The 15,711-nt window shown below is 67.9% G+C and carries 11 protein-coding genes; 7 read left to right on the forward strand and 4 right to left on the reverse strand.

Annotation, left to right across the window (positions count from 1 at the left end; all coding sequences use genetic code 11):
* Positions 1 to 133 precede the first annotated feature (133 nt).
* Positions 134 to 2,473: an NADP-dependent malic enzyme gene (locus QTI17_RS11665; RefSeq protein WP_286533257.1), complete on the reverse strand. Its 2,340-nt coding sequence runs from the start codon at positions 2,471 to 2,473 to the stop codon at positions 134 to 136.
* A gap of 403 nt (positions 2,474 to 2,876) precedes the next feature.
* Here QTI17_RS11665 and QTI17_RS11670 point away from each other — a divergent pair, with 403 nt between their 5' ends.
* From QTI17_RS11670 to QTI17_RS11690, 5 genes are read left to right on the forward strand one after another with little or no spacing between them, the layout of a single operon-like run.
* Entirely contained in the window at positions 2,877 to 3,914 is a 1,038-nt protein-coding gene (locus tag QTI17_RS11670; RefSeq protein ID WP_286533259.1) for an SPFH domain-containing protein, read from the forward strand.
* Positions 3,911 to 5,392, forward strand: a complete 1,482-nt coding sequence (locus QTI17_RS11675; protein WP_286533260.1) for a DUF4178 domain-containing protein — start codon at positions 3,911 to 3,913, stop codon at positions 5,390 to 5,392. The genes QTI17_RS11670 and QTI17_RS11675 overlap by 4 nt, the downstream gene beginning before the upstream one ends.
* A gap of 24 nt (positions 5,393 to 5,416) precedes the next feature.
* Positions 5,417 to 5,635, forward strand: a complete 219-nt coding sequence (locus QTI17_RS11680) for a DUF350 domain-containing protein (protein WP_286533261.1) — start codon at positions 5,417 to 5,419, stop codon at positions 5,633 to 5,635.
* 11 nt (positions 5,636 to 5,646) lie between these two features.
* The gene (locus QTI17_RS11685) at positions 5,647 to 7,179 is read left to right on the forward strand and encodes a polyamine aminopropyltransferase (RefSeq protein ID WP_286533263.1); all 1,533 of its coding nucleotides are present in this window, start codon (positions 5,647 to 5,649) and stop codon (positions 7,177 to 7,179) included.
* Positions 7,176 to 8,747: an NAD(P)-binding protein gene (locus QTI17_RS11690; RefSeq protein ID WP_286533265.1), complete on the forward strand. Its 1,572-nt coding sequence runs from the start codon at positions 7,176 to 7,178 to the stop codon at positions 8,745 to 8,747. The genes QTI17_RS11685 and QTI17_RS11690 overlap by 4 nt, the downstream gene beginning before the upstream one ends.
* Positions 8,748 to 8,776: 29 nt before the next feature.
* On the opposite strand, the gene QTI17_RS11695 is transcribed toward QTI17_RS11690, so the two are convergent.
* On the reverse strand, positions 8,777 to 10,162 hold the full coding sequence (locus tag QTI17_RS11695) for an aminopeptidase P N-terminal domain-containing protein (protein WP_286533267.1): 1,386 nt from the start codon (positions 10,160 to 10,162) through the stop codon (positions 8,777 to 8,779).
* Positions 10,163 to 10,566: 404 nt separating this feature from the next.
* Between QTI17_RS11695 and QTI17_RS11700 the strand changes: the two genes are divergently transcribed.
* Entirely contained in the window at positions 10,567 to 12,306 is a 1,740-nt protein-coding gene (locus QTI17_RS11700) for a hypothetical protein (RefSeq protein ID WP_286533269.1), read from the forward strand.
* 43 nt (positions 12,307 to 12,349) lie between these two features.
* Here QTI17_RS11700 and QTI17_RS11705 read toward each other — a convergent pair whose 3' ends face one another.
* Positions 12,350 to 13,054 (reverse strand): nucleotidyltransferase family protein, encoded by a 705-nt coding sequence (locus QTI17_RS11705; protein ID WP_286533813.1) that lies wholly within the window; start codon positions 13,052 to 13,054, stop codon positions 12,350 to 12,352.
* A gap of 14 nt (positions 13,055 to 13,068) precedes the next feature.
* Positions 13,069 to 13,458, reverse strand: coding sequence for an S-adenosylmethionine decarboxylase family protein (locus tag QTI17_RS11710; protein WP_286533271.1), 390 nt, complete (start codon positions 13,456 to 13,458; stop codon positions 13,069 to 13,071).
* 187 nt (positions 13,459 to 13,645) lie between these two features.
* Between QTI17_RS11710 and tkt the strand changes: the two genes are divergently transcribed.
* On the forward strand, positions 13,646 to 15,697 hold the full coding sequence (tkt, locus tag QTI17_RS11715; RefSeq protein WP_286533273.1) for a transketolase: 2,052 nt from the start codon (positions 13,646 to 13,648) through the stop codon (positions 15,695 to 15,697).
* The last annotated feature ends 14 nt before the right edge of the window (positions 15,698 to 15,711 follow it).

Below are 15,711 nucleotides of genomic sequence, written 5' to 3' on the forward strand. Positions count from 1 at the left end.
GGGGTTAACCCGCAAATTCAAGCCCGCAAGTGTGCACCAGGGACGCGCAAATAGCAAGCGCCTGCTCAATCTTTGAGCAGGCGACAGGGGCAAGCGACCGTTTTGAAGTTAGCGATCGCTATCGACAAGCGGCTTAGCGGTCGGCGTTGGCATCCGCCACGGTCAGAGCTGTCATATTCACGATCCGGCGCACCGTGGCGCTGGGTGTCAGGATGTGCACGGGTTTGGCCGCACCCAGCAGAACCGGGCCGATCGCGATGTTGCCGCCGGCCGCGGTCTTCAGCAGGTTGTAGGAGATGTTGGCGGCGTCGATGTTCGGGAACACCAGCAGGTTGGCGTTGCCGGCCAAGGCGCTGTGCGGCATGACCTGCGCGCGCTGCTTGCCGTCTAGCGCAACGTCGCCGTGCATTTCGCCGTCGACCTCCAGCCAGGGTGCCTGGACCCGCAGCAGGTCGAGCGTGCGCCGCATCTTGACCGCGCTGGGCTGGTTGCTGGTGCCGAAATTCGAATGCGACAGCAGCGCCGCCTTCGGTTTCAGGCCGAAGCGCATCATTTCCTCGGCCGCCATCGTGGTGATTTCGGTCAGTTCCTCGGGCGTCGGGTCGTAGTTGACGTGGGTGTCGACCAGGAACACCTGGCGGTCCGGCAACAGCAGGCCGTTCATGCAGGCGTAGATCGGCAGGTCCTGCGAGGTGCTGGCGCAGCCGCCGGGGCGCTTGCCGATCACCTGGTCGATGTGGTGCAGGTGGATCGCCGTCGTGCCCCAGGTGCCGCAGATGAGGCCATCGACCTCGCCCTTGTGCAGCAGCATCGAGCCGATCAGGGTCAGGCGGCGGCGCATCTCGATCTTGGCGGTCTGCACCGTCGTGCCCTTGCGCTCGGTCATCCGGTGGTAGGTCTGCCAGAAGTCGCGGTAGCGATGGTCCTGCTCGACGTTGACGATGTCGTAGTCGAGTTCTTCCTTGAGCCGCAACCCGAACTTCTCGATCCGCTGGGCGATGATCGCCGGCCGGCCGATCAAGGTCGGCCGGGCGATGCCTTCGTCGACCACGATCTGGGCCGCGCGCAGCACGCGCTCTTCCTCGCCTTCGCTGAAGGCGACGCGCTTCTTCGGCGCCCGCTTGGCGGCATCGAAGATCGGCTTCATCATGCTGCCGGAGGTGTAGACGAAGGTCTGCAGCTTGTCGCGGTAGGCGTCCAGGTCGATGATCGGGCGCAGCGCCACGCCGCTGTCGGCCGCGGCCTTGGCGACCGCCGGCGCGATCTTCATCATGAGCCGCGGGTCGAAGGGCTTCGGGATCAGGTATTCGGGCCCGAAGCTGAGCTTTTCGCCCGCATACGCCGCGGCCACGCGCTCGCTCTGCTCGGCCTGCGCCAGCTCGGCGATCGCATGCACGGCCGCGACTTCCATCTCGTCGGTGATGGTGGTGGCACCGCAGTCCAGCGCGCCGCGGAAGATGTAGGGGAAGCACAGGACGTTGTTGACCTGGTTCGGGTAGTCGGTGCGCCCGGTGGCCATGACCACGTCGTCGCGCACCGCGTGCGCGTCTTCCGGCGCGATCTCGGGGCTCGGGTTGGCGAGCGCGAAGATCACGGGCTTGGCCGCCATCTTGGCGACCATGGCGGGCTTCAGCACGCCGCCGGCCGACAGGCCGAGGAAGACGTCGGCGCCTTCGATGATGTCGTTCAGGCTGCGGGCGTCGGTCTTCTGCATGTACTGGCGCTTGTCGTCGTCCATCAGCTCGGTACGGCCTTCGTAGACCACGCCGGCGAGGTCGGTCACGAAGACGTTCTCGCGCTTCAGCCCGACCTTCAGCAGCAGGTTGAGGCAGGCCAGCGCCGCGGCGCCCGCGCCCGAGGTGACCAGCTTGACCTGGCCGATGTCCTTGCCGACCACTTTCAGGCCGTTCAGCATCGCCGCCGCCACCGTGATCGCGGTGCCGTGCTGGTCGTCGTGGAAGACCGGGATCTTCATGCGCTTGCGCAGCTCGCGCTCGACGTAGAAGCAGTCGGGGGCCTTGATGTCCTCGAGGTTGATGGCGCCGAAGGTCGGCTCCAGCGCGGCGATCACCTCGACCAGCTTGACCGGGTCCTTCTCGTCGATCTCGATGTCGAAGACGTCGACGCCGGCGAACTTCTTGAACAGTACGCCCTTGCCTTCCATCACCGGCTTGGAGGCCAGCGGCCCGATGTCGCCGAGGCCGAGCACGGCGGTGCCGTTGGTGATGACGCCGACCAGGTTGCCGCGCGCCGTGTACTTGAAGGCGTTGACCGGGTCCTTGACGATCTCTTCGCAGGGGGCCGCCACGCCAGGCGAGTAGGCCAGTGCGAGGTCGCGCTGGTTGACCATCTGCTTGGTGGCCGCGATCGAGATCTTGCCCGGGACCGGATGCTCGTGGTACTCGAGCGCGGCGCGGCGCAGTTCGGCGCGCTTGTCTTCGGGCGTGGGGATCTGCGAAGTCGAATCGGACATTGGGCCGTGCCTCCTAGGACGCTTCTTGTAAAGGGCGCCGATTGTAGACCTCGATGCCAACGCCCTGCGGCGCGCACGGCTCTGGATCGCCCAGCTCGGCCAAAGACGGAAAACGGCTGTTGCTATCTTTTCTTCTTATTCTTCTTATTTAAATTAGTAGTAGTAGTAAGGGCGCGCCTTCGCTGTGGACAGGCGCATTTTTTCCATGTGCGACAAGGACTTGCGGCAGCCCGCTGGCTGTGCGCAGGCGCGCTTCGCTGCTGTCGCGCCGAGGCGAACAACTTCGGGCCGGGCCGTCGGCCTGTGGACAAGTGCCTTGTTGTGCCGGAACTGTCCCCAGGGTTGTCCTTTGGGCGCTGTGGCAATATGCCGCCACAGAAACACCCTTCGACGAGGAGCCGGCATGGCGCTGATGGATTTCATCAAGAAGCAGTTCATCGACATCATTCAGTGGACGGAGTCGGGCGACGGCACGCTGGCCTGGCGCTTCCCGATGGCCGACATGGAGATCCAGAACGGTGCGTCGCTGACCGTGCGCGAGTCGCAGGTGGCGGTGTTCGTCAACGAGGGCCAGGTAGCCGACGTCTTCGGGCCCGGCCTCTACAAGCTGACGACGCAGACGCTGCCGGTGCTGACGTACCTCAAGAACTGGGACAAGCTCTTCGAGTCGCCCTTCAAGAGCGACGTCTATTTCTTCAGCACCCGCCAGCAGGTCGACCAGAAGTGGGGCACGCCGCAGCCGATCACGGTGCGCGACAAGGACTTCGGCGCCGTGCGGCTGCGCGCCTTCGGCAACTACAGCTTCCGTATCGGCGACGCCAAGCTGTTCCACACCGAGATCTCGGGCACGCGCGAGATCTACACCGTGGCCGACATCGACGGCCAGCTGCGCGGCCTGCTGCTGCAGAACATCAGCAACGCGATCGCCGGCAGCGGGGTGCCGTTCCTCGACCTGGCGGCCAACCAGGTCCAGTTCGCCGAGGCGCTGGCCAAGCAGCTGGTGCCGGAGTTCGCGAAGCTCGGGATCCAGCTCGAGACCCTCACGGTGCAGAACGTCTCGCTGCCCGAAGAACTGCAGAAGATCCTCGACCAGAAGATCGGCATGGGCATGGTCGGCAATGACATGGGCAAGTTCATGCAGTACCAGACCGCCCAGGCGATCCCGAAATTTGCCGAAGGCGCGGGCGGCGGCGGCGGCATCGCGGGCGACGCGATGGGCCTCGGCGCGGGTGTCGCGCTGGGCCAGGTGCTGGCGCAGAACTTGTCGCAGGGGCTGCAGGCGCAGCCGGCCGCGGTGCAGCAGCAGCCGGCGGTGGCCGTGGTGAATCCGGCCGACGTGATGACCACGCTCGAGAAGCTCGGTGAACTCAAGGCCAAGGGCATCCTCACGCAGGAAGAATTCGACGCCAAGAAGGCGGAGCTGCTGAAAAAGCTCGTGTGAGCGCGAGCGGCAGCCAGCGCTACTACCGCGCGCCCTGCCCCGGTTGCGGTGCGCCGGTCGAATTCCGATCGGCGCAGTCGACGCACGCCGTCTGTCCCTATTGCCAGAGCACCGTGGTGCGCGAGGGCGAGACCCTGGCGCGCACCGGCAAGATGGCGGAGCTGTTCGACGACTTCAGCCCACTGCAGCTGTTGGCGGCCGGCCGCATCGACAACCAGCCATTCACCCTGGTCGGCCGGCTGCAATACAGCTACGCCGGCGGCCGCTGGACCGAATGGATCGCCGCGCTCGACGGCGACCGCAGCGGCATCCTGAGCGAGGACAACGGCGCCTTCGTGTTCGCACTGCCGGTCGACCTGCAGCGCGCCGCGCCGCCGCCGGCCGAATTGCGCGTCGGCGCGACCACCGCCTTCAATGGCCAGGCCTACACCGTGGCTTCGAACGAGCAGGTGGCGCTGGTCTCGGCCCAGGGCGAACTGCCGCGCTTGCCGGAGCTCGGCCGACCGTTCGCGGTGGTGGAGCTTCGCAGCGACCAGGGGCAGGTACTCAGCCTCGACTACGACACCGATCCGCCGGGCGCCTGCCTCGGCCGCTCGGTGCGGCTCGAAGACCTGCAGCTCACCGGGCTGCGCAGCGAATCGGCCAAGGACGAGAAGGGCCGCAGCTTCAACTGCCCCAACTGCGGTTCGCCGGTGACGGTGAATTTGATCGACAGCAAGAGCGTCACCTGCCGGGCTTGCAACGAGATCATCGACCTTTCGCAGGGCATCGGCGGCGAGCTCCGGCATGCGGCCCAGCACGAGCCGGTGCAGCCGCTGATCGCGCTCGGCAGCATCGGCCAGCTGCAGGGCGCCGACTGGCAGGTGGTCGGCTTCCAGCACCGGATGGGCGTGGCGCCCGGCGACGACGAGCACTTCGGCTGGAGCGAGTACCTGCTTTACAACAAGAAGCGCGGCTTCAGCTTCCTGGTCGATGCCGAAGACGGCTGGAGCCTCGTGAAGCCGACCACCGGCGCGCCCACCATGGCCGAGAGCGGGGCCCGCGCGACCTACCTGGGCAAGGTCTATCAACAGCAGTACGCCTACAACGCCGAGACCAGCTACGTGGCGGGCGAGTTCTACTGGCGGGTCGAACGCGGCCAGAAGACTTTCAACCGCGACTTCGCCAACGGCAGCGCGCTGCTGTCGATGGAGCGTTCGGCCAACGAGCTGACCTGGTCGTCCGGCAACCGGATCGACAGCGCGGCCGTCGCGGCGGCGTTCAAGCTGGAACGCAAGAAGGACATGTTCAAGCGCAGCGACGTGCTGCCGGTGAGCGCGGCGTCGAGCCTGGGCTGCGGCACCATCGTGCTGATCGTGGTGGTGATCATCGTGCTGCTGATCATCCTGAGCACCTGCAGCGGTGGGGGCGGCTCCGGCGGCTCGCGCAGCGCTGGCGGCTCGTATGGCGGCTATTCGAGTGGCGGCGGCCACAAGTGAACGTTTTTTTCGGAGGTTCTCATCATGGGAATTGAATGGTTGAAGCCGGCCGTGATCTTCGGATCGCTGATCTATGCGGTGATCGGCCTGGCGGTCTTCTGGCTGGCCTTCCTGCTGATCGACAAGCTCACGCCCTATGACCTGTGGCAGGAGATCGTCGAGAAGCAGAACTTGGCGCTCGGGCTGGTGGTGGCGGCGATGAGCCTCGGCATCTGCATCATCGTCGCCGCAGCGATCCATTGAGGGAGGCGGCCTTGTCGGCGCTGCCCGTCGAGCGGGCAGGACCGCGGCCGGTCGAGATCGCGCTGCTCGCCAGCGTCTTCGTGGTCGCGGCCTGCGGGCTGGTGTATGAACTCAGTGCCGCGGCTTTGAGTTCGTACCTGCTCGGCGATTCGGTGCTTCAGTTCAGCACCATCATCGGCACCTATCTGTTCGCGATGGGCGTCGGCTCCTGGCTGTCGCGCTACTTCGAGCGCCAGTTGCCGGCGCACTTCCTGCGGATAGAGCTCATGGTGGCGCTGGTCGGCGGTGCGCTGCCGGCGCTGCTGTTCATCGCCAACGCCTACGTGCCGGGCGCCTTCCGGCTGCTGCTCTACGGCTTGGTGCTGGTGGTCGGCACGCTGGTCGGGCTCGAGATCCCGCTGGTGATGCGGATCCTGCGGCGCAATGTGGCGCTCAAGGACCTGGTGTCGCAGGTCCTGACCTTCGACTACCTGGGCGCGCTGGCGGTGTCGATCGCCTTCCCGCTGCTGCTGGTGCCGCAACTCGGCATGATCCGCACCGGGCTGCTGTTCGGATTCATGAATGCGGCGGTGGCGGTCTGGGCGCTCTGGCTGTTCCGGCACGAGCTGCGCCGCGTCGGCGCCCATGCGCTGGCCTGCACGCTGGCGCTCTCAGCACTGGCGGTGGCATTCGCCTTCGCGGACCGCATCACGACGCTGGCGGAGGACAAGTTCTACCAGGACCGCATCGTCTTCAGCGAGAGTTCGCCCTACCAGCGCATCGTGGTCACCCGCGGGGCCGCCGGGCATCGGCTGTTCCTGAACGGCAACCTGCAGTTCGCCGAGCGCGACGAGTACCGCTATCACGAGGCGCTGGTGCATCCGGTGATGGCGGCGCACGGCGCGCCGCGCAAGGTGGCGGTGCTGGGCGGCGGCGACGGCATGGCGGTGCGCGAGATCCTCAAGTACCCCTCGGTCGAGAGCGTGACCTTGGTGGAACTCGATCCGAACATGACCCGGCTGTTTCGCGATCACGAGACGCTGGCGGCGCTCAACGGCCATTCGCTGGCGTCGCCGAAGCTGAAGATCGTCAACACCGATGCCTTCCAGTGGCTGCAGCAGGCCGGCGAGGTCTTCGATGTCATCGTGGTCGACTTTCCCGATCCGACCAACTTCGCGATCGGCAAGCTCTACACCAGCTCGTTCTATGCGCTGCTCGACCAGCGGCTGGCTGCGAGCGGCTATGCGGTCGTCCAGACCACCTCGCCGCTGGTGGCGCGCAAGAGCTTCTGGACCGTGGCGACCACCATCGAGTCGGTCGGCCTGACCGCGACGCCGTACCACGCGCACGTGCCGAGCTTCGGCGAATGGGGCTACATCGTCGCCAGCCGGCGGCCGTTCCGGATGCCCGACGCATTGCCCGAGGGGCTGCGCTTCCTGTCGGTGGCGACCCTGCCCCTGCTGTTCGACTTTCCGCGCGACATGGCGCGGGTCCCGACCGAGGTGAACCGGCTCTCCAACCAGATCCTGGTGACCACCTACGAGCACGAGTGGGGCACGCGATGAGGCGGCGCGCGTTCCTGGGCGCGGCTGCCGCGGCGGCGACACTCGCCGGCTGCGAGCGGGCGCCCGCCATCGAGGGCGGGTTCACGGGCATCGACGTCGGGCGCGGCCACGCCCTGCGCGACGGCGCGCTGGGTGCGAAGGCTGCACCCGATGTCACCCGGCGAACCCGGGTCGTGATCACGGGCGGCGGCGTGGCGGGACTGGCGGCGGCGCGGGCGCTGCGCCTGTCCGGGATCGAGGAGTTCGCGCTGCTCGAACTCGAGGACACGGCCGGCGGCAACAGCCGCGCCGGCGAACTGCAGGGCATCGCCTGCCCGCTCGGTGCGCACTATCTGCCGTTGCCTGGCGACCAGGCCCCCGAAGTGCAGGACCTGCTCGAGGAGCTCGGCCTGCGCCGGCGCGTGGCCGGCCGCTGGACCTACGACGAGCGGCATCTCTGCCACAGCCCGCAGGAGCGCCTGTTCTTTCAAGGCAGCTGGCAGGACGGCTTGCTGCCGATGCAGGGCGTGGGCGCCGGCACGCTGGATGCCTACCGTCGCTTCTCGGCCCGCGTGGACGCGCTGCGGCGCGAGGCGCGGTTTTCGATCCCCACCTTGCGCGCCGAACTTGCGCCCGCGCTGCTGGCGCTGGACGCGCTGCCCTTCGAGACCTGGCTGGCGCGCGAAGGCTTCACCGACGCGCATCTGCGCTGGTACCTCGACTACTGCTGCCGCGACGACTATGGCGCCGGCCTGGCCCACGTGTCGGCCTGGGCCGGCATCCACTATTTCGCCAGCCGGCACGGCTTCCATGCGCCCGGCGATGACGACGGCGAGCGCGAGGCGGTGCTGACCTGGCCCGAAGGCAACGCCTGGCTGGCCCGGCGGCTCGCGCAGCCGCTCGGCGACCGGCTGCGGATCGGCCAGGTCGTGACCCGCATCGCCGAGACGCGCCATGGGGTCGAAGTCGATGCGGTCGATGTCGCCAGCGGGTCGCGGGTGCGCTGGCAGGCCGAGCGCTGCATCGTGGCGCTGCCGGCGTTCATCGCCGCCCGGGTGGTGGAAACCGCGCCCGAGCGCTTGCGGCAGGCGGCGGCCACCTTGCGCTACGCGCCCTGGCTGGTGGCCAACGTGCATTTGCGCGCAGCGCTCGCCGATCGGCCGGGCGCCGCGCCCTCGTGGGACAACGTGGTTCACGGCGGCGCAGGGCTCGGCTATGTCGATGCGCGGCACCAGGCGCTCGACCCGACGCCGCGGGCCACGGTGCTGACCTGGTACCGGCCGCTCGGCCCGAGCCGCTGGGATGGGCCCGACGCCCGGCGCCAGCTGCTGGAGCGACCCTGGAGCACCTGGCGCGACGCGCTGCTGGCCGAGCTGTCGCTGCCGCATCCGGACATCGCCGCACTGGCGACCCGGATCGACATCACGCGCCATGGCCACGCGATGGCGATCCCGGCGACCGGCTGGCTGGCGCGCATGGGCGCACCGGCGCGCGTGCAGGCCGGCCGGCTGGCCTTCGCCCACGCCGACTGGTCGGGCTACTCGATCTTCGAGGAGGCTTTCACGCGCGGCCACCTCGCGGCGGCTTGACGGGCCCCGGGGGCCCGTCAAGCCGCGCATCAGCCGCGCATCAGCGCCTCGATCTCGTCGGCCTTGACCGGCACGCCGCGCGAAATCAGTTCGCAGCCGGTCTCGGTGACGATGGCGTCGTCCTCGATGCGGATGCCGATGTTGTGGAACTGTTCCGGCACGCCCTCCGCCGCCCGCACGTAGATGCCGGGCTCGATGGTCAGCACCATGCCCGGATGCAGGATGCGGCTGGGCCGGTTCTGGATCAGTTCGTTGGACAGCGGGTCCCGGCGCTCGCTCACTTCGCCGACCTGGGTCGGCTCGATGTAGCTGCCGCAGTCGTGCACGTCCATGCCCAGCCAGTGGCCGGTGCGGTGCATGTAGTAGGCGAAGTAGGCCCGCTTCTCGATCACGTCGTCGACCCCGCCCACCTTGTCGGCGTCGAGCAGCCCGAGGTCCAGCATGCCCTGCGACAGCACCCGTACGGTGGCCTCGTGCGGGTCGGTGAAGCGCTGGCCGGCCCGGGTCGCCGCCACGGCGGCGTCCTGGCTGGCTAGCACCAGGTCGTACAGAGCGCGCTGCGGGCCGGTGAAGCGGCCGTTGGCCGGGAAGGTGCGGGTGATGTCGCTGGCGTAGCCGTCCAGTTCGCAGCCGGCGTCGATGAGCACCAGTTCGCCGTCGCGCACCGGCGCCGCATCGGCGCGGTAGTGCAGCACGCAGGCGTTGGCGCCGGCGGCGACGATCGAGCCGTAGGCTGGATACTGCGAGCCGCCGAGACGGAACTCGTGCAGCAACTCGGCGTCGAGGTGGTATTCGCGCACTTCCCGGCCCTCGCGCAGCATGCGCGCCGACAGCTGCATGGCGCGGACATGGGCCCGGGCGCTGATCTGGGCGGCGCGGCGCATGGTGTCCTGCTCGGTCGCGTCCTTGACGAGCCGCATCTCGTCCAGCGGACCGCAGAGGTCTCGCTGCTCTTCGGGACAGAGCGCGCCGTAGCGTACCCGGGCTCGCACCGACGACAGCCACCCGTCGACCCGCGTTTCTAGGCCCTTGTGGGTCGCGAACGGATACCAGACGACGCTCTTGTTCTCGAGCAGGCGCGGCAGCCGGGCGTCGAGCTCCTCGATCGAATAGGCCTCGTCCACCCCCAGCGCCGCCGGTGCCGCTTCAGGGCCGAGCCGGTATCCGTCCCAGATTTCGCGCTCCAGGTCCTTCGGGGCGCAGAACAGGGTCGAGCGCCCGTCGCCTGCGATCACCAGCCAGGCATTGGGCTCGGTGAAGCCGGTCAGGTAATAGAAATAGCTGTCGTGCCGGTACAGGAAGTCGCTGTCCCGGTTGCGCTGCCGTTCGGGCGCCGTCGGGATGATGGCGATCCCGTCCTTTCCTATATTAGAAGAAAGTAGTAATCGACGCTGGACTTGATAATTCGCGGTCATAAGGTCACCATGCGCTACTGATGTAACGGCTGTAGGAAGAGGCTGAAAAACATCAAGAAAAGAAATGCAAGAAGGGTTGCCCTGTAGGACCACTCCCACGTACAAACCACCAACTTGTCATTTTGGAGGTGTTTTTCTTGAAAGTTCTACACAACAGCGCGATTTTGCTCGCAGTAGCTGCAACCGCGCTTGTGGGGTGTGGCGGAGGCGGTGGCGGCGGTGGGGGCGGGAGCATCGCCGCTTTGGGCGCTGCCAGCGCTGGCAGCGCTGGCACATCGACGCCGGCCACGGCAGCGGCGGCCACCACGACCACCGGCAGCGGCAGCCCCTTGGCGACGGGCCCTGCCCTGGCCAACGACATCGTCGACAACTCTCAGGCAATTTCCGCCGCCGCTTACCGTGACATGGCGGCAAAGCTGAGCAAGGACGCCGGCATCGCCTACCGCTACGGTTCTGCGGACGCGGCGGTCGACAACACTGGCGTTCCGACGCTTTTCGCGCACGATCCGGCCAATCCCCTCGACATCCCGGGCCGCGGCACCCTGGCCGGCACCTGGCAGATCGGTGGTGCGCCGACGGCCGACGCCGGCCTCTATTCCACCAGCGCGGCCAACCTCACCTATGTCGCCGACGATCCGTCGCAGCGCATGGGCGTCACCGATCTGCAGATAACCGGCTACCAGTACAACACCTTCGCCCAGACGCCCCAGCTCAGCTGGACCGTGGGCGGGACGGCCGCCGGCCTCATGGACAGCTTCACTGCCGCGAGCTACAAGAGGGCCGGCGTCGTCACCGGCGATCCCGTGGCGATGGGCCGCTGCAGCGGCCAGACCGGCTTCTGCAACCAGAGCCTGGTGGCTTACCAGAACGGCGTGATCGGCACCGCCGGCTCGAACACCGCGAGCACCCCGACGACCGTCAAACTGCCTGCGAACAAGGTGCCGACCGGCATCGCCATGACCAACGACAGCGAATTCGCGCTGGTGACGGTGTGGGACACGACCGCCCTCAAGGGCCAGGTCGCGGTGGTCGCGCTGGCCGGCCTGTGCCCTGGCTGCGATCCGTACTCGCCCTCGAGCACCGTCAACTACTGGTACGAGTGGGGCGCCGCCTACCCGGGCCTGTTCAACGTGGGCAACATCGCCTTCATGAAGATCCTGGGCTACGTCGACCTGCCGGGGATGACGGCGCCGACCGAGATCGCGGTCACGACCGGGCTGAACCAATGGCTCACGCTGGACATCAACGGCCGCGGGATCGCCTGGCAGACGCCGCTGACCAGCCAGAGCAATCGGCAGAGCTTCCTGCCCGGCGGTGCCAACTACGGCCGCTATGCCAAGGGCGGGGTGGCGGTGGTGATCTCCAAGTCGGAGCAGAAGGTGGCTTTCATCGACCTGAAACCGCTGTTCACCTACGTCAACAGCGTCTATTTCGGCGGCGACCAGGCGACCTTCAATTCACGGATGGCGAGCCTGGGGCAGGCCGACAACCAGTGGCCCTACACCTTCACGCAGCAGCCTTCGCAGGTGCCGACGGTGGTGAAGACGGTGTCGCTGGCGCAGCGCCCCACCGCGGTGAAGACCAGCGTGTACGATGGCGCGAGCCGGGCCTGGGTCGCGACGCAGGACGGCACGCTGCACATCTACGCCCTGGACGGCTACGCCAACGGCGCTTCGCCTCCGGCACCGGCGGCGAACGCCCTGACGGAGGTGGGCACGGTCACGGGCATCGGCCGCAATCCGACCTCGATCGCCAGCTCCAAGGGCGAGCCGAGCGGCAACACGCAGACGCAGGTGCTGGTGAATTCGCGCACCGACCGCAAGGTTTCGTGGGTGCGCTTCGCGAGCAACGGCAACAGCGGCAGCATCGTGCGCACCTTGCAGGACTCGCGCCTGGCCGACCCGATCGCGGTCGAGGACGCGGACAACTTCGCCACCATGGGCTACGTGGTGAGCGTGGCCGACTACGCCGGCAAGGCACTGCGCAACTACCGCTACGGCCCGGTCGTCTTCGCCGACGGCAAGGCCTGCGCGACCACCACCAGCTGCCCGGTGACGCCGACCGGCAACGTGGCGATCGAGTACGCCGGTGCCATGCCCTACCCGGGCAAGCCGTTCCAGCTCAAGACGGCCAACGTGCCTTGATCGGCACAGCCTGCCAATCGGCCAACGCCACGCACGGCCCGCTTCAAGCGGGCCGTTTTTCCTTGTTCAGCGCGGCGAGCCGCTCCGGTGTGCCGACATCGGTCCAGGGCCCGTCATAGAGTTCGGCGCTGATGGCGCCCGCCGCCATGCCGGCCCGCAACAGCGGCGCCAATGCCGCTTTCGCGCCGCCGGGGTTGCCCGGCGGTATCGCGCAGAACGGCGGCGCGAACAGGCCGCTCCGGTACAGCGCGATGGTCGAGAAGGTGTGTTTCTGCGCCGCATCCGACAAGGCGCTGCCGTCGGCGCCGATGCCGAAATCCCCTTTGGGGTTGTGCAGCGGATTCGCGACCAGCCACAGGTGCGCGAGCCGGCCGCTGGCCGCAAAGCGCTCGACCGCCTGTCGGGTGAAGGCGAAGTCCGGGGCGAACACGTCGCCGGCCACCACCCAGAAGACATCGCCGAGCATCGGCAGCGCCCGCACGATGCCGCCCGCGGTCTCGAGCGCACCGCCGAAGTCGCGCCCTTCGTGCGAGTAGCGCAGCGTCGAGCCGCCGTGCCGGGAACCGAAACGTGCTTCGATCTGCTCGCCCAGCCAGGCTGTGTTGACGACCACGTCGCCGAAGCCACCGGCGGCGAGCGCTTCGAGCGGCCACTGCATCAGCGGCCGGCCCTGCACCTCGAGCAGCGGCTTGGGCGCCTGGTCGGTCAGCGGCCGCATGCGCTCGCCGCGCCCGGCGGCCAGGATCATCGCCTTGACGGGACTCATGCAGCGACCGCGCCGATCTGCCCGCGCAACAGGCTGTGCCGCTCGGCGCGCCCGGGCAGGAACAGCGCTTCGAGCGCCGCCATCAGCCCCTGGGCCTTGGCCGAGTGATCGGCGCCGAAATTGCAGACATAGACATCGATCGTCACGCCGCGCTGCTCCGGCCAGGTATGGACGCACAGGTGCGACTCGGCCAGCAGCACAGCGGCCGTCACGCCGCCGACGCCTTGCGGCGTCGAGGGGAAGGCATGGAACAGCCGCCCGACGACTTGCAGGCCGGCGGCTTCCGCGCGCGCGACGCAGGCCGCGCCGAGGGTGTCGGCATCCACCAGCCAGCGCGGATCGCAGCGGCAATCGAGGAGGTCGGCGGTGAGGTGAAGACCCTGCATGGACCGGCACTCTAGCTGAATGTGGCCCCCACGCTCCTCCACTGCGTGTGGGTCGCTGCCCCCCAAGGGGGCCGCAGGCCGCCTTGGGGCGGCCCGGCGCCGGCCTGTTCCAGCCCATTCCGGGCCCGCCCCACCCCGCCCGTTAAAATACCGGGTTCCCCCTAACCTGCCCCCCAGAAAGCCACAGATGGCCAACCAAGCCTTGATGGCCAACGCGATCCGCGCGTTGGCAATGGATGCCGTTCAACTCGCCAACTCGGGGCATCCCGGTGCACCGATGGGCATGGCCGACATGGCGGTTGCGCTGTGGGGCGATCATCTGAGGCACAACCCGGTCAACCCGCAGTGGTTCGACCGCGACCGCTTCGTGCTGTCGAACGGTCACGCCTCGATGCTGATCTACTCGGTGCTGCATCTCACCGGCTATGCGCTTCCCATCGAGGAGCTCAAGCGTTTCCGCCAGCTGCACAGCAAGACCGCCGGCCATCCCGAGACCGGCATCACGCCGGGCGTCGAGACCACCACCGGGCCGCTGGGCCAGGGCCTCACCAACGCGGTCGGCTTCGCGCTGGCCGAGAAGCTGCTCGCGGCCGAGTTCAACCGCAAGGGCCACGAGATCGTCGACCACCACACCTACGCCTTCCTCGGCGACGGCTGCCTCATGGAAGGCATCAGCCACGAGGCCGCCGCACTGGCCGGCGCCTGGAAGCTGGGCAAGCTGATCGCGCTCTACGACGACAACGGCATTTCGATCGACGGCCAGGTCAAGCCCTGGTTCATCGACAACACCGAAGAGCGCTTCAAGGCCTATGGCTGGCAGGTGATCGGGCCGATCGACGGCCACGATGCCAAGGACGTGTCGAAGGCCATCGAGAAGGCGAAGAAGAACGCCGACCGGCCGACGCTGATCATCTGCAAGACCCAGATCGGCAAGGGCAGCCCGAACCGCGCCAACACCGCCAAGGCGCACGGCGAGCCGCTGGGCGCCGACGAGATCGGCCTGACCCGCAGCGCGCTGCACTGGACGCACGCGCCCTTCGAGCTGCCGGCCGCGGTCTACGAGGAATGGGATGCCAAGGCCGCCGGCGCCAAGAATGAAGCCGAGTGGAACGAGAAGTTCGCGGCCTACACCGCCGTCTTCCCCGACCTGGCCGCCGAGTTCACCCGTCGCATGAAGGGCGAGCTGCCGAAGAACTTCCACCAGACGGCCTTCGACACCGTGGTGGCGGCCCACACCAAGGCCGAGACCGTGGCTTCTCGCAAGGCCTCGCAGCTGGCGCTCGAATCCTTCACGGCCGCGCTGCCCGAGCTGCTGGGCGGCAGCGCCGACCTGACCGGCTCGAACCTCACCAACACCAAGAGCACGCCGAGCCTGCGCTTCGACAGCCATGGCGCCGTGGTCCGCAGCGAAGGCAACGAGCAGATCCCCGACGGCTCGATCGGACGCCACATCAACTACGGCGTGCGCGAGTTCGGCATGGCGGCCATCATGAACGGCGTCGCCCTGCATGGCGGCTTCATTCCCTACGGCGGCACCTTCCTGACCTTCAGCGACTACAGCCGCAACGCGATCCGCATGGCGGCGCTGATGAAGCAGCGCGTGATCCATGTCTTCACGCACGATTCGATCGGTCTCGGGGAAGACGGTCCGACCCATCAGTCGATCGAGCACGCGGCCTCGCTGCGGCTGATCCCCAACCTCGATGTCTGGCGCCCGGGCGACACCGCCGAAACAGCCGTGGCCTGGGCCGTCGCGCTGCAGAACGCCGAGCGCCCGACGGCGCTGCTGCTGTCGCGCCAGAACCTGCCCTATTCGCCCAAGAAGGACCTGAGCGACATCAGCAAGGGCGCCTACGTGCTGTCCGAGCCCGAAGACGTGGGCCTCAAGAACAAGAAGCTCAAGGCGGTCATCATCGCCACCGGCTCCGAGGTGCAGTTGGCGCTGCGCGCCCAGGAGCTGTTGGCGGCGAAGAAGATCGGCGTGCGCGTCGTCTCGATGCCCTCCACCACCACCTTCGACCGCCAGGACCTGGCCTACAAGAAGAGCGTGCTGCCCAAGGGCACGCCGCGCATCGCCGTCGAGATGGGCTGCACCGACGGCTGGTGGAAGTACGGCGTCGCGGCGGTCGTCGGCATCGATACCTACGGCGAGTCGGCACCTGCCGGCGTGCTGTTCAAGCATTTCGGTTTCACGGCAGAGAACGTCGCTGCCACGGTCGAAGCGGCGCTCGCGCGCTGACATCGGTCGCCCCA

This window comes from Variovorax sp. J31P179 (genome assembly GCF_030316985.1).
GTDB lineage: Bacteria > Pseudomonadota > Gammaproteobacteria > Burkholderiales > Burkholderiaceae_C > Variovorax > Variovorax ginsengisoli_B.

Coding starts and splice junctions, on each gene's coding strand:
- QTI17_RS11665 (WP_286533257.1), bottom strand. CDS start 2,473: ATGTCCGATTCGACTTCGCAGATCCCCACGCCCGAAGACAAGCGCGCC.
- tkt (WP_286533273.1), top strand. CDS start 13,646: ATGGCCAACCAAGCCTTGATGGCCAACGCGATCCGCGCGTTGGCAATG.
- QTI17_RS11710 (WP_286533271.1), bottom strand. CDS start 13,458: ATGCAGGGTCTTCACCTCACCGCCGACCTCCTCGATTGCCGCTGCGAT.
- QTI17_RS11670 (WP_286533259.1), top strand. CDS start 2,877: ATGGCGCTGATGGATTTCATCAAGAAGCAGTTCATCGACATCATTCAG.
- QTI17_RS11700 (WP_286533269.1), top strand. CDS start 10,567: ATGGCGGCAAAGCTGAGCAAGGACGCCGGCATCGCCTACCGCTACGGT.
- QTI17_RS11680 (WP_286533261.1), top strand. CDS start 5,417: ATGGGAATTGAATGGTTGAAGCCGGCCGTGATCTTCGGATCGCTGATC.
- QTI17_RS11695 (WP_286533267.1), bottom strand. CDS start 10,162: ATGACCGCGAATTATCAAGTCCAGCGTCGATTACTACTTTCTTCTAAT.
- QTI17_RS11705 (WP_286533813.1), bottom strand. CDS start 13,054: ATGATCCTGGCCGCCGGGCGCGGCGAGCGCATGCGGCCGCTGACCGAC.
- QTI17_RS11690 (WP_286533265.1), top strand. CDS start 7,176: ATGAGGCGGCGCGCGTTCCTGGGCGCGGCTGCCGCGGCGGCGACACTC.